The sequence below is a fragment of the Pseudonocardia nigra genome (genome assembly GCF_019396355.1).
Classification (GTDB): Bacteria; Actinomycetota; Actinomycetes; order Mycobacteriales; family Pseudonocardiaceae; genus Pseudonocardia; species Pseudonocardia nigra.
The window spans coordinates 1-14,932 of record NZ_JAHKRK010000202.1; the positions used below are offsets into that span (position 1 = coordinate 1).

Below are 14,932 nucleotides of genomic sequence, written 5' to 3' on the forward strand. Positions count from 1 at the left end.
GGGCCGGACCTCGAGCCGCCGCGGCTCCTCGGCCGCGGCGACGGCGTCGTTCAGCAGCTCCGCGAGCGGCCGCGCCGCGGTGGCGCGGACGGCGGCCTCCTGCCCGCACAGCAGCAACAGGCTCTCGGTGTCGCGGCGCATCCGACGGGTGGTGTCGACCATTTCCGGCATCCCCGGCGGGTCCGGGTAGAGCGGATCGGCGCGCAGCCGGTCCAGCAGCCAGAGGTGCCGGTCCAGGCGGCTCTGCAGCCGGCGGGCCACGCCTGCCGCCGCGTCGAACATCCTGTCGGCCACCAGTCGGTCCTCTCGAACGAGTCGCTGCCCCACGAGTCGCTGCCCACGAGTCTCTGCCATCGCGCCGTCGCACGTCCCGGCGTTGCAGGCTACCGGGCGTCCGGGCCGATCCGACAGGCGCTGCCGGGAGTGCGCTCAGGGCGCGTTCCCGTGCGGCGGGCGGCCGGGATAATCGAGCCATGACTGTGGCGGGCCAGGTGGAGCTCACGTTCACCGGCGAGGTGGTGCAGACCGGCAACCACATCAACCTGTCGGCCGTGCGCACGGAGGGCGAGCACCTGTGGCTCGCGGGCGACGAGACGGCGACGATCGAGCGCCTCGTGCTCGACTCGGCGTCGGCCCCGACCTGCGGCGGGCAGCAGCGCAGCTTCGCGCTGGCCGACCTCGTCGACCTGCCCGGCCCACCCGACGAGGAGGCCGACATCGAGGGCATCGCGCGGGCCGGGGACTGGCTGTGGGCCACCGGTTCGCACAGCCTGGCCCGCCGCCGGGTCAAGCCGCACCACAGCGAGGCGAAGGCCGTGAGGCGGCTGGCGAAGGTCCGGCGGCAGGCCAACCGCTTCGTGATCGCGCGCCTCGCCGTCGAGATCGGTGCGGACGGCAGGCCGGAGCCGGTCCGGAAGGCCGCCGACGGGAGGCGGTCGGCCGTGCTCGGCGACCTCGCCGATCTGCTGGCCGACGACGAGCACCTGGCCCCGTTCCTCGCGATCCCGTCGAAGGACAACGGGCTCGACGTCGAAGGGCTCGCCGCGCACGGCGAGTCGATCTACGTGGGCATGCGCGGACCGGTGCTGCGCGGCTGGGCGGTGGTGCTGGAGATCCGGCCGGTGCCAGATTCCGCCGATCCCGGCAGGCTGGTGGTCGGCGACCACCGCAAGCACTTCCTCGACCTCGGCGGGCTGGGCGTGCGCGACCTGTGCCCCGACGGCGACGACCTGCTGGTGCTCGCCGGGCCGACGATGGCGCTGTCCGGGCCGGTCCGCGTGTACCGCTGGCACGGCGCCGCGACCGCGGAGACCGGGCGCGTCGTGCGGGACCCGGAGCTCACCGTCGCGGCGACGCTCCCCCACGGCGACGGCGAGGACCACCCCGAGGGCATCGCGCTGCTGGCCGAGCCCGCGGACGCGCGACTGCTGGTCGTGCACGACAGCCCGTCGCCGCGGCGGCGGCCCACCGCGCACTCGGTGCTCGCCGATCGGGTGGTCATTCCGGGCTGAGCGGAGCTTGCGGAGCGAAAATCGGCGCTGAGCGGAGCTTGCGGAGCGAAAATCGGCGCTGAGCGATGAGTTCCGAGCGCGGCGGGAGTCACATCGTCCGCGCGCCGCGCTGGGCGGCGCCGGCGGAAGGAGCTCGCGGTGACAGGCGTACGGGTACTGGTGGGCACCCGCAAGGGCGCGTTCGTCCTGACCTCGGACGGCACGCGCGCGGACTGGAAGGTCAGCGGCCCCCACTTCGCGGGTTGGGAGATCTACCACGTGGCCGGCTCCGCCGCCGACCCCGACCGGCTCTACGCCTCGCAGTCGGGCGGCTGGTTCGGGCAGGTGATCCAGCGCTCCGACGACGGCGGCGCGACGTGGCAGCCGGTGGGCAACGAGTTCGCCTACGCGGGTGTGCCCGGCACGCACCAGTGGTACGACGGCACGCCGCACCCGTGGGAGTTCGCGCGGGTCTGGCACCTGGAGCCGTCGGCCGACGACCCGGACACGGTGCTCGCCGGTGTGGAGGACGCCGCGCTGTTCCGTTCGACCGACGGCGGGCAGAGCTGGGCGGAGCTGCGCGGCCTGCGCGAGCACGGCTCGGGCCCGCAGTGGCAGCCGGGCGCGGGCGGGATGTGCCTGCACACGATCGTCGTCGACCCGCGCGACCCGGCCCGGATGCACGTGGCGATCTCCGCGGCCGGGGTGTTCCGCACCGAGGACGCCGGCGCGACCTGGACCGCGGCGAACCGCGGGCTGCGGTCCGAGGGCATCCCCGACTCCGACGCCGAGGTCGGCCACTGCGTGCACAACCTCGCCGTGCACCCGTCGCGGCCGGACACGCTGTTCATGCAGAAGCACTGGGACGTGATGCGCAGCGACGACGGCGGCGGGCACTGGTACGACATCGGCGGCGACCTGCCCACCGACTTCGGCTTCCCCATCGACGTGCACGCCCACGAGCCCGACACCGTGTACGTCGTGCCGATCACCAGCGACTCCGTGCACGTCCCGCCGGAGGGCAGGCTGCGGGTCTACCGCAGCCGCACCGGCGGCAACGAGTGGGAGCCGCTCACGAAGGGGCTCCCGCAGGAGCACTGCTACGTCAACGTGCTGCGCGACGCGATGGCCGTCGACTCCCTCGACTCCTGCGGCGTCTACTTCGGCACCACGGGCGGGCAGGTCTATGCCTCGGCCGACGCCGGCGACACGTGGGCGCCGATCGTGCGGGACCTGCCGGCGGTGCTGTCGGTGGAGGTGCAGACGCTGCCATGAGCGAGTCGTCGGAGCCGCGCGTCAGGGTCAAGCTGCCCGCGCACCTGCGGAAGCTCGCGCAGGTGGACGGCGAGGTGACGCTGGAGGTGACCGGGCCGGTCACCCAACGAACGGTGCTGGACGCGCTGGAGGCCCGCCATCCGGTGCTGCGGGGCACGATCCGCGACCACGGCACGCTGAAGCGGCGGGCGTTCGTGCGGTTCTTCGCCTGCGAGGAGGACCTGTCGCACTCCGCCCCCGACGAGCCGCTCCCGGACGCCGTGGCGTCGGGAAAGGAGCCGTTCCTGGTGGTCGGGGCGATGGCGGGCGGTTGAGCCCTGCTCGAACCGCCCTACTCGAACCGGGCGGGGTCGCCCGCGCCCCGGCGCACGATCTCCGGTTCCGGCCCGGAGAAGTCGACCACCGTGGTCGGCTCGGTGCCGCAGTCGCCCGAGTCGATCACGGCGTCCACGGCGTTGTCGAGCCGCTCCTTGATCTCCCAGCCCTGGGTGAGCGGCTCCAGCTCGTCCGGCAGCAGGAGGGTGGACGAGAGCAGCGGCTCCCCCAGCTCGGTGAGCAGGGCCTGTACCACGGGGTGCTCGGGGATCCGCACGCCGACGGTCTTCTTCTTCGGGTGCAGCAACCTGCGCGGCACCTCCTTGGTGGCCGGGAGGATGAACGTGTAGCTGCCGGGCGTCGCCGCCTTGATCGTGCGGAACAGCGTGTTGCTCACGTGCACGAACTGCCCGAGCTGGGCGAAGTCGCGGCAGACGAGCGTGAAGTGGTGCTTGTCGTCGAGACGGCGGATCTCGCGGATGCGCTCGAGGCCGCCGCGGTCGCCGACGTGGCAGCCGAGGGCGAAGCAGGAGTCGGTGGGGTAGGCGATCAGCCCGCCGGAGCGGACGATGTCGGCGACCTGACCGATCGCGCGTCGTTGGGGGTCGACCGGGTGCACATCGAAGTACCGCGCCATGCGCAGAGCTTAGGGAGAAACGCCCCGATTGCGAGAGATGGACGGCCGCGCTCGTCCGGGTCGGCGCCACGCGGGTGTGGCACGACGCACACTCCTGTACCCACCGTGTCGGAGGGGCCCGATAGGGTGACGCCCCTGGTCGAGGGGCCGGGTCCGGACGCAGTCAGGAGGCACTGTGGTGGTCGGGGGGCGGCACGCTGCCGAAGCGCAGCTCAACGTGCACGGCGGCGGGCTTCGGCTCGAGAGCAACGGCATCAACGTGATCGGCGACGGGGAGCGCAAGGGCAGGCCGCGCGACCTGTTCTGGCCGTGGTTCGGCGCCAACATCTCGGTGTTCGGGCTGAGCTACGGCGCGTTCGCACTGGGCTTCGGGATCTCGTTCGCACAGGCGATCGTCGCGGGCCTGTTCGGCACCGTGTTCTCGTTCCTGCTGTGCGGCTTCGTGGCGCTGGCGGGCAAGCGGGGCTCGGCCCCGACGATGGTGCTGAGCCGGGCGGCTTTCGGCGTCCGGGGCAACCGCCTGCCCGCGGTGATCTCCTGGTTGCTCACCGTGGGCTGGGAGACGGTACTGACGATCCTCGCCACGCTGGCCACGGCCACCGTGTTCGAGCAGCTCGGCTGGGGCGGCGGCGCCGGCACGCAGGTCGTCGCGCTCATCGTGGTCGCGGCGCTGGTGATGGGCGCAGGCGTGCTCGGGTTCGACTTCATCATGCGGCTGCAGACCGTGATCACCGTGATCACGGCCGTCCTCACGGTCGTGTACATCGCGCTGGTGGCCGGCACGATCGACTGGTCGGCGATCTCGGCCGTGCCGAGCGGGTCCCCGCAGCAGGTGATCGGCGCGGTGGTGTTCCTGGTGACCGGGTTCGGTCTCGGCTGGGTGAACTTGGCCGCCGACTACTCGCGGTACCTGCCGCGCAGCTCCTCGAGCGGCGGGGTGATCGGCTGGACGACCTTCGGCGGGGCGCTCGCCCCGGTCGTGCTGCTCACCTTCGGCCTGCTGCTCGCCGGCTCGTCGGCCGAGCTGAGCGAGGCCATCGCGGCCGATCCGATCGGGGCGCTGGCCGCGGCGCTGCCCACCTGGTTCCTGGTGCCGTTCGCGCTCGTCGCCGTGCTCGGCCTGGTCGGCGGCGCGGTGCTGGACATCTACTCGTCGGGGCTCGCGCTGCTGGCCACCGGGGTCCGGGTGCCGCGCTACGTGGCGGCCCTCATCGACGGCGTCATCATGGTGCTCGGCACCGCGTACGTCGTCTTCGTCGCCGAGGACTTCCTGAGCCAGTTCAACGGCTTCCTGATCACGCTCGGGGTCCCCGTCGCGGCGTGGTGCGGCGTCGTCCTCGCCGACATCACCCTGCGGAAGCGCGACTACGACGAGGCCGACCTCTACCGGCCTGCCGGTCGCTACGGCGACGTCCGGGTCGTTCCCATCGCCATCGTCGTCGGCTGCACGGTGCTGGGCTGGGGCCTCGTCACCAACACGTACGCGAGCTGGCTGTCCTGGCAGGGCTACCTGCTCGGGCCGCTCGGCCTGGGCGGCCGCGAGGGCGACTGGGCGTTCGCGAACCTCGGGGTGCTGCTGGCGCTCGTGCTCGCCTTCGCGGTGGGGCTCGTCGCCACCCGCGCGCAGGTCCGGGCGCAGGAGTCGCAGCTCCTGTGAGCATCACGGAGGCCCCCGCCCACCTCGCGGTGATCGACATGCAGGAGGTCTTCGCCGATCCGCGCAGCGCGTGGGCCGCCCCGCGGTTCGGCGAGATCCTGCCCCGGGTCCGGCAGCTGGTCACGGCGCTGGCGCCGCAGGTGACGTTCACGCGGTTCGTGGCGCCGGCCGAGCCTGCGGGCGCGTGGGTGGACTACTACGCGCAATGGCCGTTCGCCCTGCAGCCACCGGACGCACCGCTCTACGACGTGGTCGACGCCCTCCCGGCGGGCCCGACGGTCAGCGCCACGACGTTCTCGAAGTGGGGGCCGGAGCTCGCCGCCGCGGTCGGGTCCGGCACCTTGCTGCTCGCGGGCGTGTCCACCGACTGCTGCGTGCTGTCCACCGCGGTCGCCGCCGCCGACGCCGGGGTGCGCGTGCGGGTGGTCGAGGACGCGTGCGCGGGCGCCGACGACGGCAGCCACGCCCAGGCCCTCGCCGTCCTCGCGCTCTACGCGCCGCTGATCGAGGTGATCGACACCGAGTCGGTGCTCGCAGCGCAGCGAGGGTGATCGCATGGTCCAGGACACGCTCGCGGAACGGGTCTTCCTGATCCTGCACGACCCGTTCACCGGCAAGCCCGCGGTGCGCGCGAGCGCGCTCAAGCGCGCCGTCACGGGGGCCGAGCTGGCCGAGCTCATCCTGGAGCACCGGATCGGCATGGAGAACGACCGGATCGTCCTCGCCGACGCCCGGGTGCAGAAGACCGACTACATCTCGTCGTTCGTCCTCACCAGCATTCGCGGCCAGAAGGACGTGCACAGCGTCCCGGTGTGGGTCGCGGCGCTCGCCGAGCGGCTCTTCGACCTGGTCGCGGGCCGCCTGACCAACGCCGGGATCGTGCACCGCACCGGTGGCCCGGGGCTGCTGCGCCGGTCGGCCCAGCGCTTCGCGGCCACCGACCTCCTCGCGGCCGCCCGGCCCCGGCTCCGGCTCGAGCACATGCTGCGCACCCCCCAGGAGCTGGACGTGCCCTCGGCGGCCTGCGCGGCCGTCCTCGCCGCCGTCGGTGCCGACCGTGTGCTCGACGTCGACGGCGACCGGGCCGCCATCCGCCAGGTCATCGCCGCCGCCCGGACGTCGCTCCCCGTCGACCTGCGCAACCTCGTCACCGGGCTCGAGGTCGCGCACGCCTCCGCGGAGCTCCCGCCGTCCCTGCGGCTGCGCACGAGCGACCGGTGACGGACGGGCGCCCTCAGGCTGCGGTGGCGTACTTGTCGATCTCGGTCAGCTCCTCGTCGGAGAACTCCAGGTTGCCCACGGCGGCGACGTTGTCCTCCAGCTGCCGCACGCTGCTGGCGCCGATCAGCGCGGAGGTGACGCGCCCGCGGCGCAGGATCCACGCGATCGCGGTCTGGGCGAGCGTCTGTCCGCGGCGCCGCGCGATCTCGTTCAGCGCGCGCACCTTGCCGAGGGTGTCCTCGGTGATCCGCTCGGAGGACAGGAACGGGCTCGCGCCGGCCGCGCGGGAGTCGGCCGGGATCCCGTCGAGGTAGCGGTCGGTGAGCAGCCCCTGCGCGAGCGGGGAGAAGGCGATCGAGCCGGCGCCCACCTCGTCGAGGACGTCGAGCAGGCCGTCCTCGACCCAGCGGTTGAACATCGAGTAGGACGGCTGGTGGATCAGCAGCGGCGTCCCGAGACCGGCGAGGATGCGGGCGGCCTCGCGGGTCTGCTCCGGCGAGTAGTTGGACACGCCCACGTAGAGCGCCTTGCCCTGCTGCACCGCGGTGTGCAGCGCGCCCATCGTCTCCTCGAGCGGGGTGTCGGGGTCGGGGCGGTGGGAGTAGAAGATGTCGACGTACCCGAGGCGCATCCGGCGCAGGCTCTGGTCCAGGCTCGACAGCAGGTTCTTGCGCGAGCCCCACTCCCCGTACGGACCGGGCCACATGTGGTAGCCGGCCTTCGTCGACACGAGGATCTCGTCGCGGTACCGGCGCAGGTCGGCCGCGAAGTGCCGGCCGAAGTTCTCCTCGGCGGAGCCGGGGGGCGGCCCGTAGTTGTTGGCGAGGTCGAAGTGCGTGACGCCCAGGTCGAAGGCCCGGCGCAGGATGGTGCGCTGCGTCTCCTGCGGCTTGTCGTGGCCGAAGTTGTGCTACAGCCCCAGCGACACCGCGGGCAGCTTGAGGCCGCTGCGGCCGGTGCGGCGGTAGGGCATGGCGTCGTAGCGGTCGTCGGCGGCGGTGTGGGTCACGCTTCTCCTCGTTCGGGGCGTCCATTGTCGCGGGTGGTCATGGCCCGGTCGCCGCGACCCGCACGCCCAGGCCGACGAGCACGGTGCCGCTGACCGCCTCCAGGCGCCTGCGCACCCGGGGGCGGCGGAACCATCCGCCCGCCCGCGCCACTCCCGCGGCGAGCGCCAGGTAGAGCACCGTCTCCAGGGCCACCTGCACCAGCGCGAGCACGGCCGTCGTCGCGAACAGGGGCCGGTCGGCCGGGACGAACTGCGGGTAGAACGCCACCATGAACACCGCGGCCTTCGGGTTGGCGAGCTGGACGATCGCGCCCTCGGCGAACGCCGTCCACCAGCCCTGGCGTCCCGACTCCCGGACCGCGACCGGGCCGGTGACCACCTGGCCGCGCTCCCGCCAGGCGGTCCGCCAGGCGCGGATCCCGAGCACGATCAGGAACGCGGCCCCGACCACCCGCAGCACGAGGAACGCGACCTCCGACGCCGCGACCAGCGCCGCGAACCCCGCCGCCGCCAGCAGCGCCCACACGTAGAGGCCGGCCTCGAGCCCGAGGACCGTCGGCACGGCGCCGCGGAACCCGCGCAGCGCGGCCCGCCGGAGGATGAGCGCCATCGCGGGACCGGGGGACGCGGAGATCAGCAGGACGGCGGCGACGAAGGTCAGCACGGAGGGCAGGAGGTCCACGGCCGGATCGTGTCAGGAAGCGGGCGTCGACAGCACCTCGGCGTCGGAGAACGGGCGTGATCACGCCGACCGGCGGTGGGCGCGTCGGTGTCCGGGTGGTGTGCCGCCCGCCGCCCCGGTCAGTCGGTGCCGGACTCCATCGCAGCGCGGTCGAGCATCTGGTCGTCCTCGCCCTCGACCTTGCCGCGGGAGGCGATGACCTCGGCGCCGCCTTGCGGCATCGCGCCGATCAGCCCCGTCGAGGCGGCCTGGGCGGCACCGAGGAGCGTCGCGTGCGTATTGCCGACGATGCCGAGACCGGCGTACTGCTCCAGCTTGGCGCGGGAGTCGGCGATGTCGAGGTTGCGCATGGTGAGCTGGCCGATCCGGTCCACCGGGCCGAACGCCGAGTCCTCGGTGCGCTCCATGGACAGCTTGTCCGGGTGGTAGCTGAACGCCGGGCCGGAGGTGTCCATGACCGAGTAGTCCTCGCCGCGCCGCAGCCGCAGCGTCACCTCTCCGGTGACCGCCGTGCCCACCCAGCGCTGCAGCGACTCGCGGATCATCAGCGCCTGCGGGTCGAGCCAGCGGCCCTCGTACATGAGGCGACCGAGGCGACGGCCCTCGTTGTGGTACTGCGCGAGGGTGTCCTCGTTGTGGATCGCGTTGACCAGGCGCTCGTACGCGGCGTGCAGCAGCGCCATGCCCGGGGCCTCGTAGATGCCGCGGCTCTTGGCCTCGATCACCCGGTTCTCGATCTGGTCGGACATACCCATGCCGTGGCGGCCGCCGATGGCGTTCGCCTCCATCACGAGGTCGACCGGGGTGGCGAACTCCTTGCCGTTGATCGTCGCCGGGCGGCCCTGGTCGAAGCCGATCGTCACGTCCTCGGCCGCGATCTCGACCTCGGAGTCCCAGAACCGCACGCCCATGATCGGTTCGACGGTCTCGACGCCGGTGTCGAGGTGCTCCAGGGTCTTGGCCTCGTGGGTGGCCCCCCAGATGTTGGCGTCGGTGGAGTAGGCCTTCTCCGTGCTGTCGCGGTAGGGGAGGTCGTGGGCCAGCAGCCACTCCGACATCTCCTTGCGGCCGCCGAGCTCGGAGACGAAGTCCGCGTCGAGCCACGGCTTGTAGATGCGCAGGTGCGGGTTGGCGAGCAGGCCGTAGCGGTAGAACCGCTCGATGTCGTTGCCCTTGAACGTCGAGCCGTCGCCCCAGATCTGCACGTCGTCCTCGAGCATCGCCCGGACCAGCAGGGTGCCGGTGACGGCACGACCGAGCGGCGTCGTGTTGAAGTAGGAGCGTCCGCCCGAGCGGATGTGGAACGCGCCGCACGCGAGCGCGGCCAGGCCCTCCTCGACCAGCGCCGCGCGGCAGTCGACCAGGCGCGCGATCTCGGCGCCGTACGCCGCCGCACGGCCGGGCACCGACGCGATGTCGGGCTCGTCGTACTGGCCGATGTCGGCGGTGTAGGTGCACGGGACGGCACCCTTGTCGCGCATCCACGCGACCGCGACGGAGGTGTCGAGCCCGCCGGAGAAGGCGATGCCGACGCGCTCGCCGGTGGGCAGGGAGGTGAGAACCTTGGACATAGGAAGAGTATGCGTCACCATGCATGATCATGCATTAGCCGGTGGTATGCATGGGGGGCCGAGGGCGAACGTTGCCCGGGACGGAACCGCTCAGCCCTCGCCGTCCCGGTCGGCCCGGTCGGCGCGGGCGAGCAGGTAGCGCTGCTCGGGCAGGCTGTCGGTCCGGCGGGCGGCGATGCGGTAGTGCTCGGCGGCGCCGGCGTGGTCGCCCGTCATCTCCAGCAGGTGGGCCCGCACGGCGTCGAGCCGGTGGTGCCCCGCGAGGCGCCCGTCGGCGGCGACCCGCGCGAGCAGCGTGAGCCCGGCGGCGGGCCCGTAGGCCATCGCGACGGCGACCGCGCGGTTCACCGTGACCATCGGGTTGTGCGACATCTGCTCGAGCAGCCCGTAGAGCCCGACGATCTGCTTCCAGTCGGTGTCCTCGGCCCGCGTCGCCTCCGCGTGCACGGCCGCGATCGCCGCCTGCATCTGGTAGGGGCCGAGCGCGGTGCGCGACATCGCGTCGGTCACCAGCGCCTCCCCCTCGGCGATCGCGTCGCGGTTCCACAGCGTGCGGTCCTGCTCGGCCATCGGCACCAGTGCCCCGTCCGGGGCCGTGCGGGCGGGGCGGCGGGCGTCGGTGAGCAGCATCAGCGCGAGCAGCCCGGCGACCTCGCCCTCGTCGGGGAGCACGCGGTGCACCATGCGGGTCAGCCGGACGGCCTCGTCCGACAGCTCGACCCGCGCGACCTCGGTGCCGGATGCGCTCGTGTAGCCCTCGTTGAACACGAGGTAGAGCACCTGCAGCACGGCGTGCAGCCGCGCGGCCCGCTCGGCGGCGGGTGGCAGGGCGAACCCGACACCGGACGCGGCGATCTGCTGCTTGGCCCGGCTGATCCGCCTGCCCATCGTGGGCTCGGGGACCAGCAGGGCCCGCGCGATCTCCCGTGTGGTGAGGCCGCCGACGGCGCGCAGCGTGAGCGCCACCTGTGACGCCTGCGGCAGCGCCGGATGGCAGCACAGGAACAGCAGGACGAGCGAGTCGTCCCGGTCGGCAGCCGACCCGGGCCCGGGCGGCGGCGCGAGGAACTGCTCGGGTGGCACCCGCGCCGCCTCGGCTGCCTCGCGGTCCCGGCGGGCCCGGTCGCTGCGCAGCTGGTCGATCAGCCGCCGCGACGCGACCCGGATCAACCAGGCCCGCGCCCCGTCCGGGACGCCGTCGGCGGGCCACTGCTGCGCCGCGGCCAGGAGTGCCTCCTGCACAGCGTCCTCGGCGGCGTCGAAGTGCCCGTACCGGCGCACGAGCGCGCCGAGGATCTGCGGGGCGAGCTCCCGCAGCAGGTCCTCGACGCGCCGGTCGATCCGCACGGCTACTGCTGACCGGCCGGGTCGCCGCCGATGGGCCGGATCTCGACGGTGTCGCCGATGGCGTCGACGACCCGGGCGGCGATCGCCAGCGCCCGGTCGTGGCTCACACAGTCGAGGATCGCGAAGCTCGCCAGCACCTCCTTCGACTCGGCGTACGGGCCGTCGCTGACCACCGGGCCGCCGTCGGACCTCCGAATGGTGCGGGTGAGCGCCGGCTCGCCCAGTCCCTCGGTGAGCACCAGCTCCCCGGACGCCGTGAGCTCCGTGCCGAGCTCCTCGTAGAACGCGCACATCGCCTGGAACTCCGCGCTGGAATAGTCCACGTCCTCCCAGCCGGCCTTGTTCGTGTACGCCGGCATCATGTACTTCACGGTCCGCTCCTCGTGATCTCCGCGGTGCCGCCCCGGCACCGATCGTCCGGGACGTCGGAGCCGCCCACCGGGCTCGGACACGGTAGCGGCAGCCCGAGCGCAGTTCACTCGAATGCCGCAACGGCGACGTCGGGCCGGCGGTCCCGAGCCCGGTGCTCCCCCCGTCACGATCACGCTACGCTCCGGCACGGGTGGGCACGCGTCGACGAAGGGGAGTCGGACCGGTGGACCAGGGGGCAAGCTCGGCGACGCAGCGCGCCGAGGACGACATGCGTGCGCCGGTCGACGTCGACATCACGAAGGCGTCGATCGCGCGCGTCTACGACTACGTCCTGGGCGGCAAGGAGCACTTCGAGGTCGACCGCCGGGCCGCCGGCGCCTTCCTCGGCGTCGTGCCCGAGGCCGCGCAGATCGCGAAGGACAACCGCAACCTCCTGCGCCGCGGCGTGCGGTACCTGGTGGGCGAGGGGATCCGTCAGATCATCGACATCGGATCCGGGCTGCCGAGCAGCGGCAACGTCCACGAGGTGGCCCAACAGATCGACCCGACCGTCCGCGTGGTGTACGTGGACAAGGACCCGATCGTGCTCGCCCACGGCCGGGCGCTGCTCAGCGACGACCGCACCACCACCGTGATCACCGCCGACCTCCGGACCCCGGAGTCGATCTTCGACCACCCGTCGACCGCCGAGTACATCGACCTCGCGGCGCCGTTCGCGGTGCTGACCTCGGGGATCCTGCACCACCTCTCCGACGCCGACGACCCCTACCGGGTCACGGCCACGATCACCGAGCGGCTCTCGCCGGGGTCGTACCTGCTGGCGTCCAACTTCCTCGACGACGACGAGCCGCGGGCCAAGGAGCTCGAGCGGGCGTTCCTGGAGGGCGGGCTCGGCCACGGGCGCTTCCGCACCTGGACGGAGCTGCGGCGGTTCTTCGACGGGCTCGAGCTGGTCGAGCCGGGCCTGGTCTACGCCAACGACTGGCGGCCCGACGAGCACACTCCGACCGACAGCCCAGTGCACACCCTCTACGCGGGCGGCATCGGTCGCAAGGCAGGGTGACGAGGTGAGCATGACGAGCAACCTGCCGGTGACCCCCGCCGACGTCCGGGACGCGGCCACCCGGATCGCCGGGGTCGCCCACCGCACCCCGGTGCTGCGGTCGCGCACGCTCGACGGCCTCGTCGGCGCGGAGGTCTTCCTCAAGTGCGAGAACTTCCAGCGGGTCGGCGCGTTCAAGTTCCGCGGCGCCTACAACGCGGTCTCCCGGCTGTCGGACGAGCAGCTGGCCAAGGGCGTCGCGGCGTACTCGTCGGGCAACCACGCGCAGGCCGTCGCGCTCGCCGCCCGGGAGCTCGGCAGCACCGCGGTGATCCTCATGCCGGAGGACACCCCGCAGCCGAAGCTGGACGCCACCGCGGGCTACGGCGCGGAGATCATCACCTACGACCGGTACACCGGCGACCGGGTGGCGATCGGAGAGGCGCTCGCCGCCGAGCGCGGGCTCACGCTGATCCCGCCCTACGAGCACCCGCACATCATCGCGGGGCAGGGCACGGCCGCCCTGGAGCTGCTGGAGGAGGTCGGCGAGCTGGACGCGCTGGTCGTCCCGGTCGGCGGCGGCGGGCTGATCGCGGGCAGCGCGCTGGCGGCGAAGGGCACCCAGGAGCGGATCCGGGTCGTGGGCGTCGAGCCAGAGACCGGCGACGACACGAAGCGCTCGCTCGCGGCCGGGACGCGGGTGGCGGTGCCGGTCTCGCGGACCATCGCCGACGGGCAGGCCGCCGACATCCCCGGCGAGCTGACGTTCTCGATCAACCGGCACCTGGTCGACGAGATCGCGCTGGTGTCCGACTACGACATCCGGGCCGCGATGCGGCTCGCGTTCGAACGGCTCAAGATCGTCGTGGAGCCGAGCGGGGCGAGCGCGCTGGCCTCGCTGCTGGCCAGGCGGCTCACGCGGGTGCCGCCGCGCATCGGCGTGATCGTGTCCGGCGGCAACGTCGCACCGCAGCGGTTCGCGGAGCTGCTGGCCGGCTGACCCCGGCCGTCAGTCGTCGTCCTCGTCGTCGTCCTCGTCGCGGTCGTCGAGATCGTCGAGGTCGACGCCGCGGGCGAACTCGCTGCTGCTGTAGACCTCCACGCTGCCGAAGCCGCCACTCGCGTCGACCACCACCTCGCGCCCGCCCGACGTGACCCTGCACGCCTCGGCGCACTCCGTGCCGAAGACGACGAGGCCGTCCTGGCGCACCCGCACGCCGTCGGGCACGACCACCTTGACGCTGCCGAACAGCATGCCGACCTCGACGCGGTCATGACCCTCGGCGACCTGCACGGTGCGGCTGCCGAAGATCGCACCGCCGTCGTCCGCGGTGAATGCCTGGCTGCCCAGGAACAGGGCGGCGCCCGCCGCGGCCACCGCGACGAGTCCGCTGGTCACCCGGCCGGCGAAGGTGGTCGTGCCCTCCTTCGCCGCGACCGGCTGCGCGACGAGCTCGGTGGGCGCCTCCGCCGGCCCCCGGGGACCTGGCAGGTCACGGGTGAGCACGTCCAGGTCGCTGCGGGTGCGCGCGGCCCAGCACTGCGCCACGCGCTCGTCGTACTCCGCCAGCGTCAGGACGCCGTCGGACAACGCCTCCCGCAGGTGGGCCTCGACCTCCTGGCGCTCTCGGTCACCGACGCGCATCTCGGGCAGCGGTTCGTCCACACCGCCGATTGTGGCGTGGATGGGGTGACCGCGGACGCGGGGGCGATCATGTTTCCGGCTCGACGTCGAGCGCGAGCGACAGCAGGTGGTAGCTCAGGGTCTTGCCGTGCCCGTCGAGGGTGGCGCCGTCGGTGACGCCGCCGCCGAGCACGCCGGGGAGCGTGAACACGATCGCGGGCAGCCCCGGCAGCACGGTGCGCCGCACCGGGCCGGTGACCAGCGGCGCGAAGTGCGCCGCCACGGCGTCGGCCGTCAGGTGCGCAACCAGCGTGCGGTGGGCGGCGGCGTCGCGGGGCAGCACGGCGAGCAGGAGCGTGTCGCCCTTGTCGCCCGCCCTGGCGTCGGCGAGCCGGTCCACGGTGATGCGCGGCATCAGGCCTCCGAGACGGTGACGGCGGGCCGGGCGAGCTCCCGGGGCAGGGAGCAGGAGCGCACGAGGACGACCTCGCGCAGGTCACTGCGGGCTCCCCCGCCGCCCGCCGGCCCGTTGGTGTAGAGCGACTCGACCTCCCAGCCGACGGCGAACGCGCGCTCCTCGTCGGGCACCCGCGCCGCCACCCGCAGCCGCACCTCGGTGGGCGCGCCGGTGGCGGCGAGCCCGCGGAACGCCGCCCCGGCCCCGATCACCTCGGCGGCGACGGCGTCCTC

The 14,932-nt window shown here is 73.2% G+C and carries 17 protein-coding genes and 1 pseudogene; 8 read left to right on the forward strand and 10 right to left on the reverse strand.

Annotated elements, in window-relative coordinates:
* The coding region (locus KME75_RS32950; RefSeq protein WP_219418855.1) for a hypothetical protein at positions 1-294 on the reverse strand (294 nt) is incomplete at its 3' end.
* Positions 295-473: 179 nt separating this feature from the next.
* On the opposite strand from KME75_RS32950, the gene KME75_RS32955 reads away from it, so the two are divergent.
* The 3 genes from KME75_RS32955 (at position 474) to KME75_RS32965 (ending at position 3,079) form a co-directional block, all read left to right on the forward strand.
* A complete protein-coding gene (locus KME75_RS32955; RefSeq protein WP_219418856.1) occupies positions 474-1,511 on the forward strand; it encodes a DUF3616 domain-containing protein in 1,038 nt (345 codons plus the stop codon).
* Between the two features lie 138 nt (positions 1,512-1,649).
* Positions 1,650-2,765, forward strand: a complete 1,116-nt coding sequence (locus KME75_RS32960) for a WD40/YVTN/BNR-like repeat-containing protein (protein ID WP_219418857.1) — start codon at positions 1,650-1,652, stop codon at positions 2,763-2,765.
* Entirely contained in the window at positions 2,762-3,079 is a 318-nt protein-coding gene (locus KME75_RS32965) for a MoaD/ThiS family protein (RefSeq protein WP_219418858.1), read from the forward strand. Before KME75_RS32960 ends, KME75_RS32965 begins: the two co-directional genes overlap by 4 nt.
* Before the next feature lie 17 nt (positions 3,080-3,096).
* Here KME75_RS32965 and KME75_RS32970 read toward each other — a convergent pair whose 3' ends face one another.
* Positions 3,097-3,717: an L-threonylcarbamoyladenylate synthase gene (locus tag KME75_RS32970; protein WP_219418859.1), complete on the reverse strand. Its 621-nt coding sequence runs from the start codon at positions 3,715-3,717 to the stop codon at positions 3,097-3,099.
* Between the two features lie 175 nt (positions 3,718-3,892).
* Here KME75_RS32970 and KME75_RS32975 point away from each other — a divergent pair, with 175 nt between their 5' ends.
* Genes KME75_RS32975 through KME75_RS32985 form a run of 3 tightly spaced genes read left to right on the forward strand, consistent with a single transcriptional unit; the run spans position 3,893 to position 6,595 of the window.
* A complete protein-coding gene (locus KME75_RS32975; protein ID WP_308283301.1) occupies positions 3,893-5,374 on the forward strand; it encodes a purine-cytosine permease family protein in 1,482 nt (493 codons plus the stop codon).
* Positions 5,371-5,925, forward strand: a complete 555-nt coding sequence (locus KME75_RS32980) for a cysteine hydrolase family protein (protein WP_308283302.1) — start codon at positions 5,371-5,373, stop codon at positions 5,923-5,925. The genes KME75_RS32975 and KME75_RS32980 overlap by 4 nt, the downstream gene beginning before the upstream one ends.
* Positions 5,926-5,929: 4 nt before the next feature.
* A complete protein-coding gene (locus tag KME75_RS32985; protein WP_219418860.1) occupies positions 5,930-6,595 on the forward strand; it encodes a GOLPH3/VPS74 family protein in 666 nt (221 codons plus the stop codon).
* 13 nt (positions 6,596-6,608) lie between these two features.
* Here KME75_RS32985 and mgrA read toward each other — a convergent pair.
* The 5 genes and pseudogenes from mgrA to KME75_RS33010 all read right to left on the reverse strand — a co-directional run bounded on the left by mgrA (position 6,609) and on the right by KME75_RS33010 (position 11,566).
* Positions 6,609-7,568, reverse strand: a pseudogene (gene mgrA, locus KME75_RS32990) (L-glyceraldehyde 3-phosphate reductase).
* Positions 7,569-7,641: 73 nt separating this feature from the next.
* Positions 7,642-8,286 (reverse strand): LysE family translocator, encoded by a 645-nt coding sequence (locus KME75_RS32995; protein WP_219418861.1) that lies wholly within the window; start codon positions 8,284-8,286, stop codon positions 7,642-7,644.
* Between the two features lie 119 nt (positions 8,287-8,405).
* A complete protein-coding gene (argG, locus tag KME75_RS33000) occupies positions 8,406-9,857 on the reverse strand; it encodes an argininosuccinate synthase (protein WP_219418862.1) in 1,452 nt (483 codons plus the stop codon).
* Positions 9,858-9,947: 90 nt separating this feature from the next.
* Entirely contained in the window at positions 9,948-11,204 is a 1,257-nt protein-coding gene (locus tag KME75_RS33005) for an RNA polymerase sigma factor (protein ID WP_308283303.1), read from the reverse strand.
* Between the two features lie 2 nt (positions 11,205-11,206).
* Positions 11,207-11,566, reverse strand: a complete 360-nt coding sequence (locus KME75_RS33010; protein WP_246633311.1) for a YciI family protein — start codon at positions 11,564-11,566, stop codon at positions 11,207-11,209.
* Positions 11,567-11,799: 233 nt separating this feature from the next.
* Between KME75_RS33010 and KME75_RS33015 the strand changes: the two genes are divergently transcribed.
* Complete coding sequence (locus tag KME75_RS33015; protein ID WP_308283304.1) at positions 11,800-12,639, forward strand: SAM-dependent methyltransferase; 840 nt, start codon at positions 11,800-11,802, stop codon at positions 12,637-12,639.
* A gap of 10 nt (positions 12,640-12,649) precedes the next feature.
* A complete protein-coding gene (locus tag KME75_RS33020; RefSeq protein ID WP_219418864.1) occupies positions 12,650-13,618 on the forward strand; it encodes a pyridoxal-phosphate dependent enzyme in 969 nt (322 codons plus the stop codon).
* Between the two features lie 9 nt (positions 13,619-13,627).
* Here the strand turns inward: KME75_RS33020 and KME75_RS33025 are convergent, their stop codons facing one another.
* From KME75_RS33025 to KME75_RS33035, 3 genes are all read right to left on the reverse strand, one after another.
* Positions 13,628-14,284, reverse strand: coding sequence for a DUF1707 SHOCT-like domain-containing protein (locus tag KME75_RS33025; protein ID WP_219418865.1), 657 nt, complete (start codon positions 14,282-14,284; stop codon positions 13,628-13,630).
* Positions 14,285-14,330: 46 nt separating this feature from the next.
* Positions 14,331-14,657, reverse strand: a complete 327-nt coding sequence (locus KME75_RS33030) for an AtuA-related protein (RefSeq protein WP_219418866.1) — start codon at positions 14,655-14,657, stop codon at positions 14,331-14,333.
* Positions 14,657-14,932: acyclic terpene utilization AtuA family protein (locus KME75_RS33035; RefSeq protein ID WP_443690189.1), on the reverse strand; the 276-nt coding region annotated here is incomplete at its 5' end. The genes KME75_RS33035 and KME75_RS33030, both read right to left, overlap by 1 nt.